The 18,691-nt window shown below is 70.6% G+C and carries 16 protein-coding genes; 5 read left to right on the top strand and 11 right to left on the bottom strand.

The window, feature by feature from the left end:
- The first annotated feature begins 29 nt into the window (after positions 1-29).
- A complete protein-coding gene (locus FB157_RS15200) occupies positions 30-764 on the top strand; it encodes a Type 1 glutamine amidotransferase-like domain-containing protein (protein WP_145879865.1) in 735 nt (244 codons plus the stop codon).
- A 68-nt stretch (positions 765-832) separates the two neighbouring features.
- On the opposite strand, the gene FB157_RS15195 is transcribed toward FB157_RS15200, so the two are convergent.
- On the bottom strand, positions 833-1,873 hold the full coding sequence (locus FB157_RS15195; protein WP_145879863.1) for an NAD(P)-dependent alcohol dehydrogenase: 1,041 nt from the start codon (positions 1,871-1,873) through the stop codon (positions 833-835).
- A gap of 180 nt (positions 1,874-2,053) precedes the next feature.
- Between FB157_RS15195 and FB157_RS15190 the strand changes: the two genes are divergently transcribed.
- Entirely contained in the window at positions 2,054-2,974 is a 921-nt protein-coding gene (locus FB157_RS15190; protein WP_145879861.1) for a helix-turn-helix domain-containing protein, read from the top strand.
- Positions 2,975-3,041: 67 nt separating this feature from the next.
- On the opposite strand, the gene FB157_RS15185 is transcribed toward FB157_RS15190, so the two are convergent.
- The 6 genes from FB157_RS15185 to FB157_RS15155 all read right to left on the bottom strand — a co-directional run bounded on the left by FB157_RS15185 (position 3,042) and on the right by FB157_RS15155 (position 11,658).
- Complete coding sequence (locus tag FB157_RS15185) at positions 3,042-3,812, bottom strand: group II truncated hemoglobin (protein ID WP_145879859.1); 771 nt, start codon at positions 3,810-3,812, stop codon at positions 3,042-3,044.
- A gap of 82 nt (positions 3,813-3,894) precedes the next feature.
- Positions 3,895-7,197 carry a S8 family peptidase gene (locus tag FB157_RS15180; RefSeq protein ID WP_186581512.1) on the bottom strand — a complete coding sequence of 1,101 codons (3,303 nt, stop codon included), beginning with the start codon at positions 7,195-7,197 and terminating at the stop codon, positions 3,895-3,897.
- Positions 7,198-7,438: 241 nt separating this feature from the next.
- Positions 7,439-8,122 (bottom strand): ABC transporter ATP-binding protein, encoded by a 684-nt coding sequence (locus FB157_RS15170; RefSeq protein ID WP_145879856.1) that lies wholly within the window; start codon positions 8,120-8,122, stop codon positions 7,439-7,441.
- A gap of 124 nt (positions 8,123-8,246) precedes the next feature.
- The gene (locus FB157_RS15165; RefSeq protein ID WP_145879855.1) at positions 8,247-9,707 is read right to left on the bottom strand and encodes an ABC transporter permease; all 1,461 of its coding nucleotides are present in this window, start codon (positions 9,705-9,707) and stop codon (positions 8,247-8,249) included.
- Positions 9,708-9,850: 143 nt separating this feature from the next.
- Complete coding sequence (locus FB157_RS15160; protein ID WP_261386323.1) at positions 9,851-11,098, bottom strand: Ig-like domain-containing protein; 1,248 nt, start codon at positions 11,096-11,098, stop codon at positions 9,851-9,853.
- Between the two features lie 218 nt (positions 11,099-11,316).
- Positions 11,317-11,658 carry a hypothetical protein gene (locus FB157_RS15155; RefSeq protein ID WP_145879851.1) on the bottom strand — a complete coding sequence of 114 codons (342 nt, stop codon included), beginning with the start codon at positions 11,656-11,658 and terminating at the stop codon, positions 11,317-11,319.
- A gap of 110 nt (positions 11,659-11,768) precedes the next feature.
- Here FB157_RS15155 and FB157_RS15150 point away from each other — a divergent pair, with 110 nt between their 5' ends.
- Together FB157_RS15150 and FB157_RS15145 are read left to right on the top strand one after the other, a co-directional pair.
- Positions 11,769-12,095, top strand: coding sequence for an LAETG motif-containing sortase-dependent surface protein (locus tag FB157_RS15150; protein WP_145879849.1), 327 nt, complete (start codon positions 11,769-11,771; stop codon positions 12,093-12,095).
- 42 nt (positions 12,096-12,137) lie between these two features.
- Entirely contained in the window at positions 12,138-12,932 is a 795-nt protein-coding gene (locus FB157_RS15145; RefSeq protein ID WP_261386322.1) for a hypothetical protein, read from the top strand.
- 58 nt (positions 12,933-12,990) lie between these two features.
- On the opposite strand, the gene hutH is transcribed toward FB157_RS15145, so the two are convergent.
- The 3 genes from hutH to FB157_RS15130 all read right to left on the bottom strand — a co-directional run bounded on the left by hutH (position 12,991) and on the right by FB157_RS15130 (position 16,679).
- The gene (gene hutH / locus FB157_RS15140) at positions 12,991-14,529 is read right to left on the bottom strand and encodes a histidine ammonia-lyase (RefSeq protein ID WP_145880011.1); all 1,539 of its coding nucleotides are present in this window, start codon (positions 14,527-14,529) and stop codon (positions 12,991-12,993) included.
- Between the two features lie 64 nt (positions 14,530-14,593).
- Positions 14,594-15,781 carry a GGDEF domain-containing protein gene (locus tag FB157_RS15135; RefSeq protein ID WP_145879848.1) on the bottom strand — a complete coding sequence of 396 codons (1,188 nt, stop codon included), beginning with the start codon at positions 15,779-15,781 and terminating at the stop codon, positions 14,594-14,596.
- A 103-nt stretch (positions 15,782-15,884) separates the two neighbouring features.
- The gene (locus tag FB157_RS15130) at positions 15,885-16,679 is read right to left on the bottom strand and encodes an enoyl-CoA hydratase/isomerase family protein (RefSeq protein WP_145879846.1); all 795 of its coding nucleotides are present in this window, start codon (positions 16,677-16,679) and stop codon (positions 15,885-15,887) included.
- Positions 16,680-16,870: 191 nt separating this feature from the next.
- On the opposite strand from FB157_RS15130, the gene FB157_RS15125 reads away from it, so the two are divergent.
- Entirely contained in the window at positions 16,871-17,473 is a 603-nt protein-coding gene (locus tag FB157_RS15125; protein WP_261386321.1) for a hypothetical protein, read from the top strand.
- Here FB157_RS15125 and FB157_RS15120 read toward each other — a convergent pair.
- Positions 17,464-18,588, bottom strand: a complete 1,125-nt coding sequence (locus FB157_RS15120) for an adenylate/guanylate cyclase domain-containing protein (protein ID WP_145879844.1) — start codon at positions 18,586-18,588, stop codon at positions 17,464-17,466. The two genes, FB157_RS15125 and FB157_RS15120, sit on opposite strands and share 10 nt — an antisense overlap.
- Positions 18,589-18,691 lie beyond the last annotated feature (103 nt).

The raw sequence follows: 18,691 nt of genomic DNA, 5'->3' as shown, positions 1-18,691 counted from the left end.
TTCACACTTGGCGCAAGGGGAGGGTCCGGATGAGCGGTTCCGCGTTTCTGATCGGTGGCGGTTGGGACGTGCCGGAGGTGTACGAGCCGTTTCTGCGGCAGGCGGCGGTGCGCGGTGGGGAGGTGCCGCGGATCGGCTGCGTGATCGTCGACGAAGGGGACGGGGCCGAGCAGTTCGAGCGATACGCGGGTGCGCTGCGGAAGGCCGGCTCGTGCTCGCCCGTGCCGTTGCTGGTACCGCTCGGGGGCCGGTTCGAGCCCGACGGGGCACTGGACGGCGTGGACGGGCTCCTGGTGTGCGGTGGGCTGACACCCGCCTACCAGGAGGCGTTCGCCGGGTGCCTGGACCGCCTGCCGCGGCTGCTCGCCGACCGGGGGCTGCCCTACGCGGGGTTCTCCGCGGGCGCCGCCGTGGCGGCGCGGCGGGCCGTGGTCGGGGGATGGCTGGCGGACGGGGTGCCGGTGTGCCCGGCGGACACCGCGGAGGATCTCGGGGAGATCGACGTACGGGCGGGGCTCGGGCTCGTGCCGTTCGCCGTGGATGTGCACGCAGCGCAGTGGGGCACGCTGGGGCGGCTGGTCGCGGTGGTGGGCCGCGGAGAGGCACCGTACGGCGTCGCCGTCGACGAGAACACCGCGGTCGAGGTGGACGGCGGGGGTTGCCGGGTGGCGGGGGCCGGGCGCGTTCATGTCGTACGGCCGGGCGGGGAGAGGGGTGTGGCGGTGCGGGAGTACGGGGCCGGTGAGGCCTTCGGTCTCGCCTAGCACCTGTGCCGGGACACGGCTTCGCCGCGTGGGCGCGCACAGCCCCCACGCGGCGGAACCGAACGGCGTCAGATGGTCGCCGTGTCGATCACGAAGCGGTACCGGACGTCGCTCGCCAGCACCCGCTCGTACGCCTCGTTGATCTCCGCGGCGCTGATCAGCTCGATCTCCGCACCGATGCCGTGCTCGGCGCAGAAGTCGAGCATCTCCTGGGTCTCCCGGATGCCGCCGATGCCCGAGCCCGCGAGGGTCTTGCGGCCGGCGATCACCGAGAACAGGTTGAGGGAGATCGGCTCCTCGGGGGCACCCACGTTCACCAGCGCGCCGTCGGTCCTGAGCAGCGACAGGAACGCGCCGAAGTCCAGCGGCGCCGACACCGTCGAGATGATCAGGTCGAAGGTGCCGGCCAGCTCCTCGAAGGTCTTCGGGTCGCTGGTGGCGTAGTAGTGGTCGGCGCCCAGCTTCAGCCCGTCGTCCTTCTTGCGCAGGGACTGCGAGAGCACGGTGACCTCGGAGCCCATCGCGTGCGCGATCTTGACCGCCATGTGGCCGAGGCCGCCGAGCCCGACGACCGCGACCTTCTTGCCGGGGCCGGCGTTCCAGTGCCGCAGCGGGGAGTACGTGGTGATGCCGGCGCACAGCAGCGGGGCGGCCACGTCCAGGGACAGGCCGTCCGGGATCCGTACGACGAAGTTCTCGTCGACGACGATCTTCTGCGAGTAGCCGCCGTAGGTGGGCTCGCCGTCCTTGCCGACGGCGTTGTAGGTGCCGACGTTGCCGCCCAGGCAGTACTGCTCCAGGCCCTTGAGGCAGTTCTCGCACGCGCGGCAGGAGTCGACCAAGCAGCCGACGCCCACCCGGTCGCCCACGGCGTACTTGGTGACACCGGGACCGACCTCGGAGACGACACCCGCGATCTCGTGGCCGGGGACCATCGGGAAGATCGCCGTGCCCCAGCCCTCGCGGGCCTGGTGGATGTCGGAGTGACAGATGCCGGCGAACTCGATGTCGATCAGGACGTCGAACTCACCGACCGCGCGCCGCTCGATGGTGGTCCGCTCCAGCGGAGCCTTCGCGGCGGGCGCGGCGTACGCAGCAACAGTGGTCATGCCGGGGTTCTCCTAGCAGGGGGGTTCGTGCCCGGCTGCCTTTCGACCGGGCACCCGTCCAGCCTGCAGCGGGCGCCGCCGCTCACCCAGACCACAGATCTTCGTACGACCGCTGTGCGTACCACTGGCGGGGACAGGCTGACGGGCGTACGACCACGGGAGACGGCCGATACTGGCCGTATGGACGAACAGCAGGACGCAGCCGCCGGCCGGCCCCTGGACCGGCGCGCCGAGCTGAGCGAGTTCCTGCGCAGCCGGCGGGCCCGGCTGAAGCCGGAGGACGTGGGGCTGCGCGACTTCGGACGGCACCGTCGGGTGCCCGGGCTGCGCCGCGAGGAGCTGGCCCAGCTGGCCGGGGTGTCGGTGGCGTACTACACCCGGCTGGAACAGGGCAACGGACGCAACGTCTCGGCGGAGGTCCTGGACTCGATCGCCCGCGCCCTGCGCCTCACCGACGCCGAGCACGCCCACCTCACCCACCTGGCCAAGCCGAAGGCGCACAAGAAGAAGCCGGCGGCACGGCAGCAGCAGGTGCGGGGGGTACTGCGCCAGCTGCTGGACGCGCTGGAGGGCGTGCCGGCGTACGTCGTCGGGCGCCGCTCGGAGATCCTGGCCTGGAACCGGATGGCGGCCGCGGTCTTCGGCGACTGGTCGGAGCTGCCGCCCGCCGAGCGCAACTGGGCCCGGCTCGTCTTCCTGCGCCCCGAGTACCGCGACCTCTTCGTCGACTGGGAACAGAAGGCGATCGACATCGTCTGCGCCCTGCGCATGGACGCGGGCTGCTATCCGGACGACCCGCGGCTGTCCGCGCTGGTGGGCGAGCTGTCGGTGAAGAGCGACGAGTTCCGCCGCCTGTGGGCGACCCACGACGTCAAGGAGAAGAGCCACGGCGTCAAGCGCCTGCACCACCCCCTGGTCGGCGACCTCTCCCTGAACTTCGAGGGCTTCCGCCTCGCGGGCGACTCGGACCTCGGCCTGGTGACATACCACGCCGAGCCCGGTTCCCCGTCGGCGGAGTCCCTGCGCCTGCTGGCCAGCTGGGGCACGGACGCGACCCGGGCGGGCACGGGCACCTCGACGCCGTCGCACGGACAGGGTTGAGTCGACTACGAGACCGGCAAGGTCGTCACGACGACGGCCGCGGCCGACTGCACGTTCCTGAAGATCATCACCCCTGATACGGCGGCATCGCCCCCCAGGTCCACTTCGGCACCGGCTGTTCCGCCGGCGGTTTCGCGTCCGGGGACGAGAAGTACCCGGCCAGGCGCGTACCCCACTCCACGTAGGCCAGGAACGCCGAGCGGAACTCCGCGTCCTTCGGGAGGTCCGCGTCGTCCGCCGCGTCCTGGATGAGATCGACCCAGCGGCGGCGCTGGGGCTCCGTGATGTGCTTGCCGAAGTGTCTGGCGACCATGTGGCCGTGGCCGCCCTGGGTTTCGGAGTATGCCGCCGGGCCGCCGAACACCTCGGCGAGCCAGAGGGCGACGTGCTCCGCGTGTTCGGCGGGCAGGTCGGCGAAGAGCGGGGCGAGGAGGTCGTCCTTGACCACCTTGTCGTAGAAGACCGAGGTCAGGCGGGAGAAGGCCGCGGCGCCGCCCGCCCAGTCGTACAGGGTGGGCACGGCAGCTCCGCCGCCCTGCACACCGGTCGGCCGGTAGTGGCGCATCTCCTCGATGTTCTCCACATACGGCCGGATCTCCGCGAGGAACGGCGGAAACAGCTCCGACCGGCGGAAACCCTGGAGGTGGTCCTCGGTCGACGTCCAGGTGATCCGCAGGATCCAGGACTCGGGCTCCTCCTCGCAGCGGGTCAGGCCGTAGTCGACACACTGGGGAGCGGCGGCCAGCTGGAGGGCCGCGCGGGTGTAGGCGGCCAGGAACTGTGCCGACTGCTGGTCAGGAACGCGGTAACGGATGTACTCGACTGTGTGAGCCGTCATACAGGCACACAAACACGAACGGCCCGCCGGAAGCTGCTGCTCCGGCGGGCCGTTCGCTCACGGCCTACTCAGGTACGGCGGCTCACTTGCCGTAGTACGCGTTGTAGATCGTGATCGTCGACGTGTTGCCCTTCTTGTCGGCGATCTTGGCGCGGAACGAGATGGCCTTGTTCTTCGCCGGGTTCTTCACGGTGATCTTGCCGCCGCGGACGTCGACCTTCTTGAAGGTCTTGCCGTCGTAGGAGACGTACACCGTCAGGGACTTCAGGTTGCTGCCCGCGGCCGCGCCCTCGACGGTGACCGGGAAGGTGACCTTCTTGCCGGCCTCGACGCGGCTGTCCAGGCCGGTCTTGGCACCGAAGTACAGGGCGGAGACGGGGAGCTTCGCGGAACCGCCCGCCGGCTTCTTCGAACGGAAGGTCCACGCCGCGTCGATCCGGGAGGATGCCTCCGACACCTTGGCCGAGCGCTTGACCGAGGTGGTCAGCTTGTAGGCGGCGTCACCGGCGGGCACCTTGAAGGTCTTCTCGCCGAACATCGGGTCGTTGTTGGAGCCGACCTTGACGCCGTTGCGGTACAGGGTCGTGGTCGCCGAGGTGAACGTCGACGAACCGACGTGCTTGGCGCCGTCGGCGAACAGCGGCAGCGAGCCGTAGATCTCGTTGCCGTCCCGGAAGACACCGAAGTCGGAGTTGACCAGCGGGGCGAAGACCGCGGTGTTGAAGGTCTTCGAGTACGACTTGCCCGCCGTGAAGGACTCGGCGCCGGCCGAGTAGGACGCGTCGGCGATCGGGAACCCGTCCGGGTCCACCCCGCCGTCCTGCTCGAACTCCAGCTGCCACTTCACGCCGCCCTTGGCCGACAGGTGCAGGGTGCGGGTGCCGGGCAGGTTCTGCGGGATGCCGATGGAGGAGGCGCCGGAGCTGCCGGGCAGCCAGCCCACCGCGTTGACGGTGCCCTTCTTGCCGCTCGCGGCGGCACCGAGCCGAGCCTTCACCGTGGCCAGGTCGCTCGCCTTGTAGTGCTTGGTGAAGCCGGTGGCGAGCTTGGTGACCGTACCGCCGGAGGTGACGTCGTACTCCTCACCGGCGCCCTTGGACCAGTGCGCGTCCCACTGCTGGTACAGCGTGCCCGCGGGCAGCGACCCACCGAGGTGAGCGGTGTGGAAGTTGGCGTACGAGTCGAGGAACCAGCCGTAGCCGTACTGGCCGTTGCCGATCGTGACGTCCCACTCCGGCGAGGCGAACTGGGACTTCAGGCCCGTGGCCGGGACGGTGATGTCCACCGGCTTGGCCTTGCGCGCGTCGATCGTGATCGTCTGCTTGCCGGAGACGGTCAGCTTCGGCTGGGCGATCCAGTCGACGCCCTTGGCGGCGTCCTTCGGGTCCACGTAGGTGGCGGTGTTGAGGATGTACGTGCCCTTGGGCGCGCGCACCTTCACCGTGCCGGACGGGTCGTACGGGTTCAGCCACTGGCCGTTGGCCAGACCGGCCACGCCGGTCATGTCGGCGTCGAAGTACTGGGCCGGCTTGCCGTCACGGCCGATGAACTTCAGCGTGACGTCGTACGACTCCACCTCGCGCTGCACCGCGGCGGCCGTGCGGACGGTCTGCCCGTCGCCGGTCGCGGTCACGTACGCGGAGTAGGCGCCGTCGAGGGTGCCGCCCAGCTTGGTGTTGACCGTCAGGTCGACGGAGGCCTTGCCGTGCGCCGGGACCGTCACCTTGGTCGCGGCGAGCTTGAAGAAGCCCGCCGGCGCCGCCTGGCCCTTGGGGTCGGTGGCGGTGCTGGTCAGGTTGAGGGTGACGTCCTTGTCGCCGAGGTTGCGGTACGACACCTGCTTGGTGACCGGGGTGTCGTCGGTGTGCGGCCACTGCTGCACACCGAAGCTGACCGACACCGGGTCGGCGATCACGGCCTGCTTGATGGCCTTGTCGACCGCGATCCGGCCCGAACCCTGCTGGAACGGCGTGTACTTGCCGCCCTTGGCGGAGCCGGTGAGCGCGCCCTTCAGCTCGGCGTAGCCCCAGTCGGGGTGCTCCTGCTTCAGGATCGCGGCGGCGCCCGCGACGTGCGGGGTGGCCATCGACGTACCGGAGATGGTCAGGTAGCCCTCGGGCTTCTCACCGACCTCCTGGTCGATGACGCTGCCCTTGGCCGCGGCGGCGGTGATGTCCACACCGGGCGCGGTGACGTCCGGCTTGATGGCGCCGTCGCCGGTGCGCGGGCCGGTCGAGGAGAAGTCGGCCAGCTTGTCCTTGTCGTCGACCGCGCCGACGGTGAGCGCGGCGTCCGCGCTGCCCGGCGAACCGATCGACTGGGGGCCCTCGTTGCCCGCGGCGATCGCGAACAGGATGCCCTTCTCGGCGGAGAGCTTGTTGACCTCGGCCTCGAGCGGGTCGATCTCCGGCGTGTCGTAGCCGCCGAGGCTCAGGTTGATGACCGAGGCGCCCTGCGAGGCCGCCCACTCCATGCCGGCGAGGATGCCGGAGTCGTCACCGGAGCCGGTGTCGTCCAGGACCTTGCCGTTGAGGATCTTGGCGTCGGGGGCGACGCCCTTGTACTTGCCGCCCGACTTGGCGCCGGTGCCCGCCACGATGGAGGCGACGTGCGTACCGTGACCGAAGTGGTCCTTGGCGTCGGCCGCGGCGGTGAAGTTCTTGGAGTCGATCACCTGGTCCTTGAGGTCCGGGTGACTGGTGTCCACACCCGTGTCCAGGACGGCGACCTTGACGCCCTTGCCGGTGTAGCCCGCGGCCCACGCGACCGGGGCGCCGATCTGCGGCACCGACTTGTCGAGCGAGGCCTTGCGGACGCCGTCGAGCCAGACGTGCGCGATGCCGGAGGCGGCCTTGTCGCCGTCGGTGACGGCGTTCCACAGCTCCGCGGTGTCCTTGACCGGGGTCTGCACCGCGTCCGCGTTCAGCGCGGTGAGGCTGCGGCGCAGGTGGCCCGCGTCGCGGACGTCCTGCTTGGCGGCCGTGGCGGAACCGCGGTAGCCGACGATGACCTTCAGGCCGTTCTTCTGGGCCTTGCGGGTGGCGGCCTTGTTCAGCTCGGTGATGTCGAACAGCCGCTGGTCCAGCTTGCCGGAGGCGACCAGGCGGGCCGCGTCGGCGGGAATGACGAGCGTGTGTCCGTCGGCCTTGCGGACCTGGACGGGGATGTGCTCCCGCCCCTTGGCCCGCTGGAGGCCGACGACGCGGCCCTTGGCGTCGAGGGCGACACGGTCGCCGGTGATCAGGGTGACGTGGTGCTTGACGCTGAGCGAGGAGGCAGCGGCCGGGACGCGCTGCTCGGGCTTCGCCGACGCGGGGCTGGTCATACCCGCTGCGAGGGCGACGGCTGCGGCAGTGGCCACAGTGGCCGCAGCTGCTCTTTTCACTTGTCTGCGCAAGTTCTCCCCCTGGAGATGAGTGACCGGGCGAATCCCCATTCACCCGGCGGGGGGAAGTCCCGCACACCTGCACGTCAACCCCCCGGATGCCGAAGTATGCCGGGGGGTGATCAGACGGCTCAATAGTTGAGAGGACTGTAAGAAAGCGCTGCCCGAAACTGTTACGCACCAGGGGGGACACCGTTACAGAATCGCTAAGTCACTTCCGTACCAACGGTGTTATGGGCCGTCAGGCGCCCGCGTTCTCCCGCACGGTGATCCTGCCCTTGCGGATCGTGGCCAGCCGCGGGGCCTTCTTCGCGATCGCGGAGTCGTGGGTGACCATGATGAAGGTCAGCCCGTGCTCCTTCCACAGGCGTTCGAGTACGTCCATGATCTCGTCGCGCATGCCCTCGTCGAGGTTGCCGGTCGGCTCGTCGGCGAGGAGGACCTTCGGCCGCTTGACGAGTGCGCGGGCGATGGCGACGCGCTGCTGCTGTCCTCCGGACATCTCGGAGGGCAGGTGCGAGAGGCGTTCGCCGAGACCTACGGACTTCAGCGCTTCGGCGGCCAGTTCGCGGCGTTCCTTGGCCTTGATGCCGAGGGGGACGAGAGCGGTCTCCACGTTCTCCTGGGCGGTGAGGGTCGGGATGAGGTTGAAGGACTGGAAGACGAAGCCGATGTTCTCGCTGCGGACCTTGGTGAGACGGGCCTCGGAGAGCTTGGCCAGGTCGGTGCCGTCGAGGACGACTTCGCCGTCGGTGGGGCGGTCGAGGCCGCCGAGCATCTGGAGGAGGGTGGACTTGCCTCCGCCCGTGGGGCCCTGGATGACGAGTCGGTCGCCGTCACCGATGGTGAGGTCTATGCCGTCGAGGGCGTGGACGGTGTCATTGCCCCTGGTGTAGCGCTTGGTCACGTTCTTCAGTTCGTACATGGTGGCTCCTGGATCGTTTTTGGCTGCGGGTGGATGGGGGCTGGTCGCGCCCGCGCGGCGGAGGCGCACATCGATGCGGTCCCGCGCCCCTGGTTGGCTCAGTCAGCCCCGCCGAAAAGCCGAGCTACTCCACCCGCCTCAACGCATCCGCCGGGCGCAGCCGCGACGCCCGCCACCCTCCGAACGCCCCCGCGATCAGGCCGCCGGCCACCGCCAGACCCACAGCGAGGGCGATCGTCGTCGCGCTGACCGGGGCCGTAAGTGCCACCTCCAGGGTCTTCGCCGTCTGTCGGCCGGGGCCGCCGAAGCCGCCGCTGCCAGGGCCGCCGGGCCCTCCGCCGAAGCCGCCGCCCGTGCCACCGAGCTGGGCCTCGAGGCTCGGGCTGATGGCCGTGACGGCGTACGCGCCGGCCAGGCCGAGCGCGATGCCGAGGGCGCCGCCCACCAGGCCGTTGACGACGGCCTCGCCGACCACCTGCCGGGTCACCCGGCCGGACTTCCAGCCCAGGGCCTTCAGCGTGCCGAACTCGCGGACGCGCCGGGAGACGGCGGAGGAGGTGAGCAGCCCCGCGACCAGGAACGCGGCAACCAGCACCGCGATGGACAGCCACTTGCCGACGTTGGTGGCGAGGGAGGAGGCGGTGGACAGGGAGCCGGAGACGGTGTCCGCGAGGTCGGCCGAGGTGGTGACCGTCGTACCCGAGACGTTCTTCTGGATGGCCGACTTGACGGTGCCGATCTTCTGCGAGTCGGTCGCCTTGACGTAGATCGTGGTGACCTTGTTCTTCGAGTCGCTGAGGGCCTGCGCCTGCCCCAGCGGGATGTACAGGTTGGCCGCCGGGTCACCGCTGTCGGCGGTGGCGATGCCGATCACCTCGAACTTGACGCCCTTGACGGTGACGGTGGAGCCGACCTTGTACTTCTTCTGCTTGGCGTAGGCCGAGTCGGCCACGACGACCTTGGCGTTCGTCTCCGTCGTCCTGAACGTACGACCGCTGGTGATCTTCGAGGAGGTCAGCGGGCCGAGGGCCGGCTTGGTGACGTCGGTGCCGTAGACGGAGTAGTTGCTGACGCCGAAGTCGGCGCCGCCGCCCCGCACTTCACCCTGCGGCCGGCCGGTCGCGCCGGGGCCGCCGAGCCGGCTGCCTCCGTTGCCGTTCTGCTGGAACTGGCCGCGCGTGAACTGGCCGCTGATCTTGATGACCTGCAGGCTCAGCCCGCCGACCGCGTCCGAGACGCCGGACTGCGCGCCGACCTTGGTCACGGTCGAGGCCGACAGCGTCTGGAAGCCCTGCACCATGACGCGGTCGCTGCTCTGGGTGGAGTCGTCGCCGTCGTTGCGGGCGTCGAACCGGAAGCGGGGCCGCTGGGCGTCGCCGGTGGACGCCGACGCCGCCTTGGTGACGGTCATGTCCGTGCCCAGTCCGTACAGCGACTGCAGGACCTTGTCCTGCGCCTTCCCCATGCCGCTGGACACGGAGTTGACCACGATGACCAGTGCGATGCCCAGAGCGAGGCCGGAGGCGACGACCAGGGCCGCCTTTCTGCGGCGGCGCAGTTCGCGCCTCAGGTAGGTGAAGAACATGCCCGCAAGCTAGGGACGGACCGTGACGGCGCGATAAGACCGACATAAAAGAACCATGAGAAGGCTGTGACCGCCCCCGGAAAGGCCCCGGAAACACCGATGCCGCCCCTGAGGGCGGCATCGGAAGAGCTGTGCGGGGGCTGTCAGGCGGCCGAACCGGCCTTCCACTGCGCCCAGTCCATGTTCCAGCCGTTGAGGCCGTTGTCCGGGGAGACGGTCTTGTCGCCGGTGTGCTGGACGACCACCACGTCACCGACCAGGGAGTTGTTGTACATCCAGGCGGCCGGCGTGTTCGGGTCGCCCGCGCCCTTGGTGTCGGACAGGCCCACGCAGCCGTGGCTGGTGTTGACGCTGCCGAAGATGGACTTCGCGCCCCAGTAGTTGCCGTGCAGGAAGGTGCCGGAGCTGGTCAGGCGGATGGCGTGCGGCACGTCCTTGATGTCGTACTCGCCCTTGCCGTCGTCGTCGGTGAAGCCCACGGTCGCGCCGTTCATGCGCGTCTCCTTGAACTTCTCCTGCATGACCATGATGCCCTGGTACGTCTTGTTCTCGGGCGAGCCGGCGGAGATCGGGATGGTCCTGATGGTCCTGCCGTCCTGCGTGACCTTCATCTGCTTGGTCTGCGCGTCGACGTAGGAGACCTGGTTGCGGCCGATGTGGAAGGTGACCGTCTTCTGCTGCACACCGTAGACACCGCTGGCACCCTGGACGCCGTCGAGCGCGAGCTTCAGCGTGACGGTGGAGTTCTCCTTCCAGTACGTCTCGGGGCGGAAGTCGATGCGGTTGGCGTTGAACCAGTGGCCGACGACCTCCTGGCCGCTGCTGGAGGTGACCGTGATGCCCTTCTGGACGGCGGCCTTGTCGGTGATCGCCTTGTCGAAGTTGATCGACACGGGCATGCCGACGCCGACGGTGGAACCGTCCTCCGGCGTGAAGTTGCCTATGAAGCTGTTGGCCGGGGAGACCGTGGTGAAGGAGGCGTTCTCGTGGGCGACGAGGCCCGCGGCGTCCTTGGCCTCCGCGGCGACCTTGTAGCCGGTGGAGCGCTCCAGCTGGGTGGTCGGCTTCCAGCTCTTCTTGTCGGCGGACAGCACGCCGGCGACGGCCTTGCCGTCGGCGGTGGTCATGGTCACACCGGTGAGGGTGCCCTTGGCGACCGTGACGGCGGCCGAGTTGTTGATGGAGGCGTTGTTGGAGCCGTCCTTGGGCGTGATCGTGATCTGGGCCGCGGAGGACTTCTTGGCCGCCGCCTCGTCGGCCTTGGCCTGGGAGGTGTCTCCGTTGCCGGTGGCCTTGGAGTCGTCACCGCCGGAACACCCGGTGAGCACCAGTACACCGCCGAGCAGTGCGGACGCGACCGTCAGGCCCTTGCGCCGCTTACTGTCCGTCATCACACGCTTCTCCATCGCTGCCGAATCCGCGGAATCCCCGAAAGCCCCCGTCGGGAACTTTCAACGCTACGGCCGGTCCGCCCCGTTCCACATAGATCGAATGTGTGGGCCACACCACGTCCCGCCCGGGACGGGTGGTGCGGAAGCCGTCCGTACGCCCCCTGAGACGACGAGACCCCGGACGGCGTTGCCGTCCGGGGTCGGGTTCCCCGGGCCGCTCAGCCGATGCCGCCCTCTTCCTCGTCGTCCCCATCCTCCTCGTCCAGTTCCCAGTCCGGCGAATCCGGGTCGTACTCGATCCGCTCGCTGGACCAGGAGGCCTGCTGGAGTTCCACCCCGGGCACCTCGCTGATCAGGTCGAACGGGTCCACGAGATAGGCGAGGGCCTCAGCAGTGTCTTCCGTCACAGCGTTCTCGGCATGAGCCCGCTCCTCCGGCGGCAGCTCGGGATCGGCGGCGAGCCGGCGCAGCGCGGCCTTGGTCACCTCGCCCTCGTCGTGCACCTCAAGAACCAGCTCCACCCGAAGCCGTACAAAACGTGATGTCTCTTCCGTGCTCATGACCGGAGCGTACGACTGAAACCTCCCGTGACTTTCCCGTGACCCGCGATTTTCACTAACATCGCCCCACACGGCCAATTCGCCAGCGTCACAAGGGGGATCGATATTCCGTGCCATCCGCTCGCCGTCCGCTGCTGACCGCCACCGCCGCGGGAACCCTGCTGTGCGCCCTGTGGTTCGTCCCGTCCGCCAACGCGTCGCAGGACGGCACGGCCAGAGCGACCACGGAGGTGACCGGAACGACGCAGGTCACCCAGCAGGCGAAGGCGATCTCCGAGGCCGCGGCCACGGACTCCACGGGCACCGCGGACAGCACCCAGCTCGCCGACACCGGCAGCTTCGACACCACGCCCTACGTCGTCGGCGGCAGCCTGTTCCTCGCCGTGGGCGCCGGATTCGTGGTGTATTCGGTACGCCGGGAACGCCTCGGCTTTTAATCGCGCTTGACTCTTCTTTGGCAGAGAACGCATAGTCCGCCCATGAAGAGATCATCGGGCGTGCGGCTGTGCGCCACCGCAGCTGTGAGCGCGCTGTCGCTCGCCCTCATCACCGGCTGCTCCGACGGAGGTTCGAAGGACTCCGGAGACGGCAAGGGCGGCAAGGACGGGAACTCGGCCGCGAAGGCGCTGAGCGCCGCTGAGCTGAAGCAGCTGATCATCGCCAAGGGCGAGGTGCCGGGCTACAAGGTCGGCTCCGTCGAGGGTGGCATCCCCGACAAGAGCAAGGTCAAGTCGGACGACGCCCAGTGCGACCCGGTGCTCCGGGCCCTGACCGGCATCGCGCCCGGCGAGCCGGCGGCGAACACCAGCCGCATGGCCACCGAGGACAAGAAGGACCCCACGGACAAGGCCACGTCCCTGGACGACCTGGCCGACGGCAAGTTCGAGGACGCGCTCAACGACTCCATGGACCTGGACGTCACCGTGGTCACCCTGGCCTCGTACGACGGCGACGGCGCCGAGTCGGCCCTGAAGTCGGTGACCGACGCGGTGAAGTCCTGCTCGGGCGGCTTCTCGGGCGAGCAGGACGGCGAGAAGGGCAAGTTCACCAAGGTCGCGGAGGAGAAGTCCTCGGGCACCGGTGACGAGTCGGTGGCCTTCACGGCGACCAACGACTCGGGCAAGGACGGCGCCCTGCCGCTCCACGCCGAGGTCGTGCGGCACGGGAACACCCTCGCCACGTACACCACCATCAACATCGGCGCGATGATGACGAAGAAGGCCTACACGGTGTCGGCCCCGGTCATCAAGGCTCAGGCGGCCAAGCTGAAGTGACGTCGTGAAAGGGGCCCTGTCGCACGACAGGGCCCCTTCACCTCTTCTCTTCCGCGTCCTACTGAAGCGGACCGGTGACCGTCTCCGCGGCGGCGACCAGGTGGCCCCCGCGCACGAAGGCGTCGGCGGCGGCCAGGTCGGGAGCCAGGAACCGGTCCGGTCCGGGACCCTGCACACCGGCCGCGCGCACGGCCCCGATCACGGCCTGCGAGGCGGGCGCCGGGGTCAGGCCCTCGCGCAGCTCGATGCCGCGGGTGGCGGCGTACAGCTCGACGGCGATGATCCGGGTGAGGTTGTCGACGGCGGTGCGCAGCTTGCGCGCGGCCGACCAGCCCATGGACACGTGGTCCTCCTGCATCGCGGAGGACGGGATGGAGTCGGCGGAGGCGGGAACGGCCAGCCGCTTCATCTCGCTGACCAGGGCGGCCTGCGTGTACTGGGCGATCATGAGCCCGGAGTCGACACCGGCGTCGTCGGCGAGGAACGGCGGGAGCCCGTGGCTGCGGTTCTTGTCCAGCAGCCGGTCGGTGCGCCGCTCGGCGATGGAGCCGAGGTCGGCGGCCGCGATGGCGAGGAAGTCCAGGACGTAGGCCACGGGGGCGCCGTGGAAGTTGCCGTTGGACTCGACGCGGCCGTCGGGCAGCACGACGGGGTTGTCGACGGCGGAGGCCAGCTCCCGCTCGGCGACGAGACGTGCGTACGCGAGGGTGTCCCGCCCGGCACCGGCGACCTGCGGGGCGCAGCGCACCGAGTAGGCGTCCTGGACGCGGGGCGCGTCGTCCTGGTGGTGCCCGGTGAGCCCGGAGTCCTTGAGGACGGCGAGCATGTTGGCGGCCGAGGCGCCCTGCCCCGGATGCGGCCGGATGGCATGCAGCTCGGGCGCGAGGACCTTGTCCGTGCCGAGCAGCGCCTCCATGCTGAGGGCGGCGGTGATGTCGGCGGACTTGTACAGGGTGTCCAGGTCGGCGAGGGCCATGACCAGCATGCCGAGCATGCCGTCGGTGCCGTTCAGGAGGGCCAGGCCCTCCTTCTCGCGCAGCTCGACGGGCTGGATGCCGTGCTCGGCGAGCAGTTCGCCGGCGGGCCGGACGGTGCCGTCGGGACCCTCCGCGTCCCCCTCTCCCATCAGCGCGAGGGCGCAGTGGGACAGCGGGGCCAGGTCGCCGGAGCAGCCGAGGGAGCCGTACTCGTGGACGACCGGGGTGATCCCGGCGTTCAGCACGTCGGCCATGGTCTGCGCGACCTCGGGCCGCACACCCGTGTGTCCCGAGCAGACGGTCTTGAGCCGCAGGAACATCAGGGCCCGTACGACCTCGCGCTCGACCCGCGGGCCCATGCCGGCGGCGTGCGAGCGGACGATGTTGCGCTGCAGCTGGGCGCGCAGTTCCTGGCTGATGTGCCGGGTCGCCAGGGCTCCGAAACCGGTGGAGACGCCGTAGACCGGGTCCGGCTTGGCCGCCAGCGCGTCCACGATCTCCCGGGCCGCCGCGAGGGCCGCCACCGCCTCCGCAGACAGCTCGATCCGGGCGCCGCCGCGCGCCACGGCGAGAACGTCGGACGCGGTGACACCGGACGTCCCCACCACCACAGTGTGCATATCCATATTCAGGAGCGTACGCATTGAATGCGTTGATGTCACTAGTGGGGAACAGGAGTGACCCTTACCGATCCGTGTGCTTCACCTCACGGCCGCCCCCGGGCGGCCGGCGCCCGCGGAAGCGCCGCCGTTCTCCGCGCTCGGCCCGCTCGGGCGACGGCTCGTCGGCGAGGCGCACGACGGGGTCGTCCGGCCCCTCCCGGCCCGCCACCACCGGCCGGTCCGCGCGCATGGCCTTGGCCCGGTACTGGGCGGCGTCGGCCAGCCGGAACAGCCGCCGGGCCGAGCGCACGGGCCCGATCGCCTCCCCGGTCGAGGCGACCCCGCACGCCACCCCCTCCCCGAGCTCCAACTCAGCGGCCCTGCGGCACAGTTCGTCAGCGGCCTTGACCACGTCGCCGGCGGGCGGCCCCACCGCCAGCAGGCAGAACTCGTCCCCGCCGAGCCGCGCCGCGAGCGCACCCGGCACCATCGCCCCGCACAGCGACAGCACCGAGCCGAAGCGCTCCAGCAGCCGGTCACCCACCTCGTGCCCGAGAGTGTCGTTGACCCTCTTGAGCCCGTTGAGATCGCAGACGACGAGACTGACGACGACCCCGCCCGCGCGATGCCGCTCCACGGCCTCCTCCAGACCCACGTCCACGGCACGGCGGTTGGCGAGGCCGGTGAGGGCGTCGGTGAACGCCAGCCGCCGGGCCTCCTCCAGCCGCTCGGTCTGCGCGATGCCCGCGGCGACGACGGCGGCCAGGACCGTGGCGAAGTCGGCGTCCGCCCGCCCGAACACGGGCTCGCCGGCCGCACGGGCGACATACAGCTCGCCCCAGGCCCTGCCGTGCAGCACGACGGGGGCGACCAGACAGCAGCCGCGGCCCCTGCGGCGCAGGGCGGCGACCCGGTGGTGGTGGTAGCCGGGGGTGCCGGCCGCCGTGCCCTCGGCGGTCTCCACCCAGGCGTTCGGCTCGCCGCCGCCCGCCCAGCGCTCGTGCAGGAACTCGGTGATCTCCGGGAACTGGTGCACCGGATAGGCCTCGGCCTCCGGGAACTCCTCCTCGTCCGGGCGCCGCTCCCCCACGTTCACCAGAACCCGCAGCCGCCCCAGCTCCCGCTCCCACACCGACAGCGCGGCGAAGGTCCCGTCCAGCGCCCGGCAGGCACCGAGCGCGGCGGCCCGCCACGACTCCCGTGGGGTGTGCACCGCCGCCATCCCCTGAGCCAGCGCCACCACGGCGGCGAGCCGCTTGTCCTCACCCATCACCCCAGGTTAGGGATGAAAGGGTGCAAACAGGGATAGGAGCGTGGCGATCAGGTGGCCACGGGAACACACCCGGGACCCACACCCCCGCCCATTCCCCGGCTCACTCCCCGGGCCACTCCGGCTTCCGCTTCTCGTTGAACGCGGCCACGCCTTCCGCCCGGTCGCCCGAGAACGCCACCGACCGCCACGCCGCGTCCTCGACCTCCAGGCCGGCCCGCAGATCCAGCCCGTGCCCGAGCCGCAGCGCCCGCTTCGCCGCCCGCAGCCCCACCGGCGAGTTCCCGGCGATCCGCGCCCCCAGCGCCAGCGCCTCCTCGCGGTCCCGGCCCTCCTCCACCAACTGGTCCACCAGCCCCAGCTCGGCAGCCTCGGCAGCCTCCAGCCGCCGCGCCGAGAAGATCAGTTCGGCCGCCCGCGCCGCCCCGACCCGCCGCGGCAGCAGCTGCGTGCCGCCGCCTCCCGGAATCACTCCCACGGACACCTCCGGCAGCCCCACCACCGCCGTACGGTCCGCCACGATCAGGTCGCAGGACAGGGCCAGTTCGAAACCGCCGCCCAGGGCGAAGCCGTGCACGGCGGCGATGGTCGGCATGGGCAGCTCCAGCACACCGGTGTACGCCCCGCGCGCCACCGGCCGCTGCCGCACCAGATCCGCGTCGCTGAACGAGTTCCGCTCCTTCAGGTCGGCCCCCACGCAGAACGCGCGTTCGTGGGACGAGGTCAGGACGACCACCCGCGCGTCCCGGTCGGCACCGAGCGCCGCACACGCGGCGGCGACGGAACGGGCCATCTCCGTCGAGACGGCGTTCATGGCCTTGGGCCGGTCCAGCACCAGCTCAGCCACATGCCCGTGCCGCCGCACCAGCACGAACTCCCCGAACCGCTCCTCGCTCATGACACCCTCCGGTTAACGCGGGTTAACTCCCTGTCGGCCCGATCATCGCAGCCGTACCCCGCCCCGGGAAAGAGCCGCCCCTGCCCGCTGTTCTACGCCCGTTCGAGTGACATCCCGGCCGACTCACCCCACACCGCCCACAAGAGCGCATAGCGTGCGCTCCGCCATGGCGCACGGCGGGGAGGAAGCCGATGACACCGATACCTGCACAGCCCGGCACGGCCGAGAGAAAGCCGACGGGGATCCCCGTCCTGCCCCTCATCCGCCGCGGCCGCCACCGCAAGCCCCGCCCCCGCAAGGTCCTGCTGGCCGCGGGCGGCCTGGCCCTGGCAGCCGGAGTCCTCAGCCTCGTCCGGGTGGCCCCGGACTCCGGAGTGGGCGCCCCGGGCACGGCGGAGGCAGAGCCCCGCCTGGACCAGGGCGGCACCACCGACCACGCGTCCGGCCCGGCGAGCGACACCACCCCCACGACCCTGCCCTCGGCGACGTCGGTCATGGGCGGTTTCAGCCCGGCCCCCATGAGCCCGGCGACCACCACAACCACCCCGCAGGCGACACCCACGACGCTCCCCGACAGCACGGACATCCCGACCACGATCCCGACGAGCGCCCCGAGGACGACGGCCCCCCGCCCGTCACCCACGACTCCGGTGACGCCCACGCCCAGCCGAGCCCCCACGCCGACGCCCAGCCGGACGACACAGACACCCGCACCCGAGCAGGGCGGGGTGTGCGTACCGGTGATCGCCCTGTGCGTGGACCTGCCGGGCGCCCGTTCGGACGGTCAGGACTGACCGTCGCGACGACTGAGCAGCCAGGGTTCGACGACACCGAGTCCGCGAACCGGCCGCTGCCACATCGGCTGGAGCCCGAAGCGGTACTTGGGCGGCTCCTCGCCCTCCTTCTCGGCGGCGGCAGCGGCCTCGGCCGCTTCGGCCTCGGAGGCGGGTGCCTCACCGGTACGGATCAGCTCCTCGGCGAAGGCACTGTCGACGAGGACGGCGTCACGCGGCGCTATCGAGGTCAGCCTCGACGCCAGATTGACGGTCGTACCGAAGACATCCCCCATCCGGGTGGTCACCGTGCCGAACGCCATCCCCACCCGCAGCTCGGGCATCGTCTCGTCGTTCGCCATCGTCTCGACCAGCCGCAGGGCGATGTCCGCGGCGATACCCGCGTCGTCGGCGGCGTACAGCACCTCGTCACCGAGGGTCTTGATGAGCCGTCCCCCCCGCGCGGCGACCAGGTCGGCGGCCGTGGTCTCGAAGGCCTCGACCAGCTCGCCCAGCTCCTCCTCCTCCATCCGCCGGGTCAGCCGGGTGAACCCGACGAGGTCGGCGAAGCCGACGGCCAGCCGGCGGTCGACCATCTCCTCGTCGTCGCCGGTCTGCACGACGCGGCCGGCCGAGGCGGCGAGCTGGCGGCGCCACACATAGACCAGGAACTCCTCCAGCTCGGGCAGGAGCAGCTCGACGATCGGGTACGTCACCTCGGTGCGGGTCATGCCCGGCTCCGGGGGCTCGGTCAGCCCCTCCAGGAAGGAATCGATCTGCCACTCGGCCAAACGGGCGGTGGTCTGCCCGGTCGACCGCGCGACCTGCACGGCCATGGCCTCACTCAGCAGCCCCGCCTCCACCAGACCGGCGAGCCGCCGCAGGGCCAGCACGTCGGCCTCGGTGAGCGCCTTGGCCTGCCCGATGTCCGCGAACCCCATGGCCCGCCAGAACCGCGACGCCAGCTCCATGGAGACACCGGCGCTGCGGGCCGCCTGAAAAGGCGTGTAGCGCCGCTCGGCCCCCAGGATGAGCTGCTCGAGACGCAGGGCAAGCGGATCCTCGCCGGAGTCGTCGGCTTGGGGATCAACCCGGCCGTCCGCGTCCGCGCCGGAGCCCGTGTCGTCGACGGTCACGCCTGCTGCCCTTCCGATCTGCCACGGTCAGGTAACGACCGGCCTCAACTCTACGGCAGGTGTGCGCCAGCTCACTCCGTAGGGTTCAGCCGATGGCTCCCTC

Origin of the sequence: Streptomyces sp. BK340, from assembly GCF_007827595.1 — a bacterium.
GTDB lineage: Bacteria > Actinomycetota > Actinomycetes > Streptomycetales > Streptomycetaceae > Streptomyces.
The sequence above is the reverse complement of the archived record's forward strand: the minus strand, read 5'-3'. Positions and strand labels throughout refer to the sequence as shown.

Coding starts and splice junctions, on each gene's coding strand:
- FB157_RS15200 (WP_145879865.1), top strand. CDS start 30: ATGAGCGGTTCCGCGTTTCTGATCGGTGGCGGTTGGGACGTGCCGGAG.
- FB157_RS15195 (WP_145879863.1), bottom strand. CDS start 1,873: ATGACCACTGTTGCTGCGTACGCCGCGCCCGCCGCGAAGGCTCCGCTG.
- FB157_RS15190 (WP_145879861.1), top strand. CDS start 2,054: ATGGACGAACAGCAGGACGCAGCCGCCGGCCGGCCCCTGGACCGGCGC.
- FB157_RS15185 (WP_145879859.1), bottom strand. CDS start 3,812: ATGACGGCTCACACAGTCGAGTACATCCGTTACCGCGTTCCTGACCAG.
- FB157_RS15170 (WP_145879856.1), bottom strand. CDS start 8,122: ATGTACGAACTGAAGAACGTGACCAAGCGCTACACCAGGGGCAATGAC.
- FB157_RS15165 (WP_145879855.1), bottom strand. CDS start 9,707: ATGTTCTTCACCTACCTGAGGCGCGAACTGCGCCGCCGCAGAAAGGCG.
- FB157_RS15160 (WP_261386323.1), bottom strand. CDS start 11,098: ATGACGGACAGTAAGCGGCGCAAGGGCCTGACGGTCGCGTCCGCACTG.
- FB157_RS15155 (WP_145879851.1), bottom strand. CDS start 11,658: ATGAGCACGGAAGAGACATCACGTTTTGTACGGCTTCGGGTGGAGCTG.
- FB157_RS15145 (WP_261386322.1), top strand. CDS start 12,138: ATGAAGAGATCATCGGGCGTGCGGCTGTGCGCCACCGCAGCTGTGAGC.
- hutH (WP_145880011.1), bottom strand. CDS start 14,529: ATGCACACTGTGGTGGTGGGGACGTCCGGTGTCACCGCGTCCGACGTT.
- FB157_RS15135 (WP_145879848.1), bottom strand. CDS start 15,781: ATGGGTGAGGACAAGCGGCTCGCCGCCGTGGTGGCGCTGGCTCAGGGG.
- FB157_RS15130 (WP_145879846.1), bottom strand. CDS start 16,679: ATGAGCGAGGAGCGGTTCGGGGAGTTCGTGCTGGTGCGGCGGCACGGG.
- FB157_RS15125 (WP_261386321.1), top strand. CDS start 16,871: ATGACACCGATACCTGCACAGCCCGGCACGGCCGAGAGAAAGCCGACG.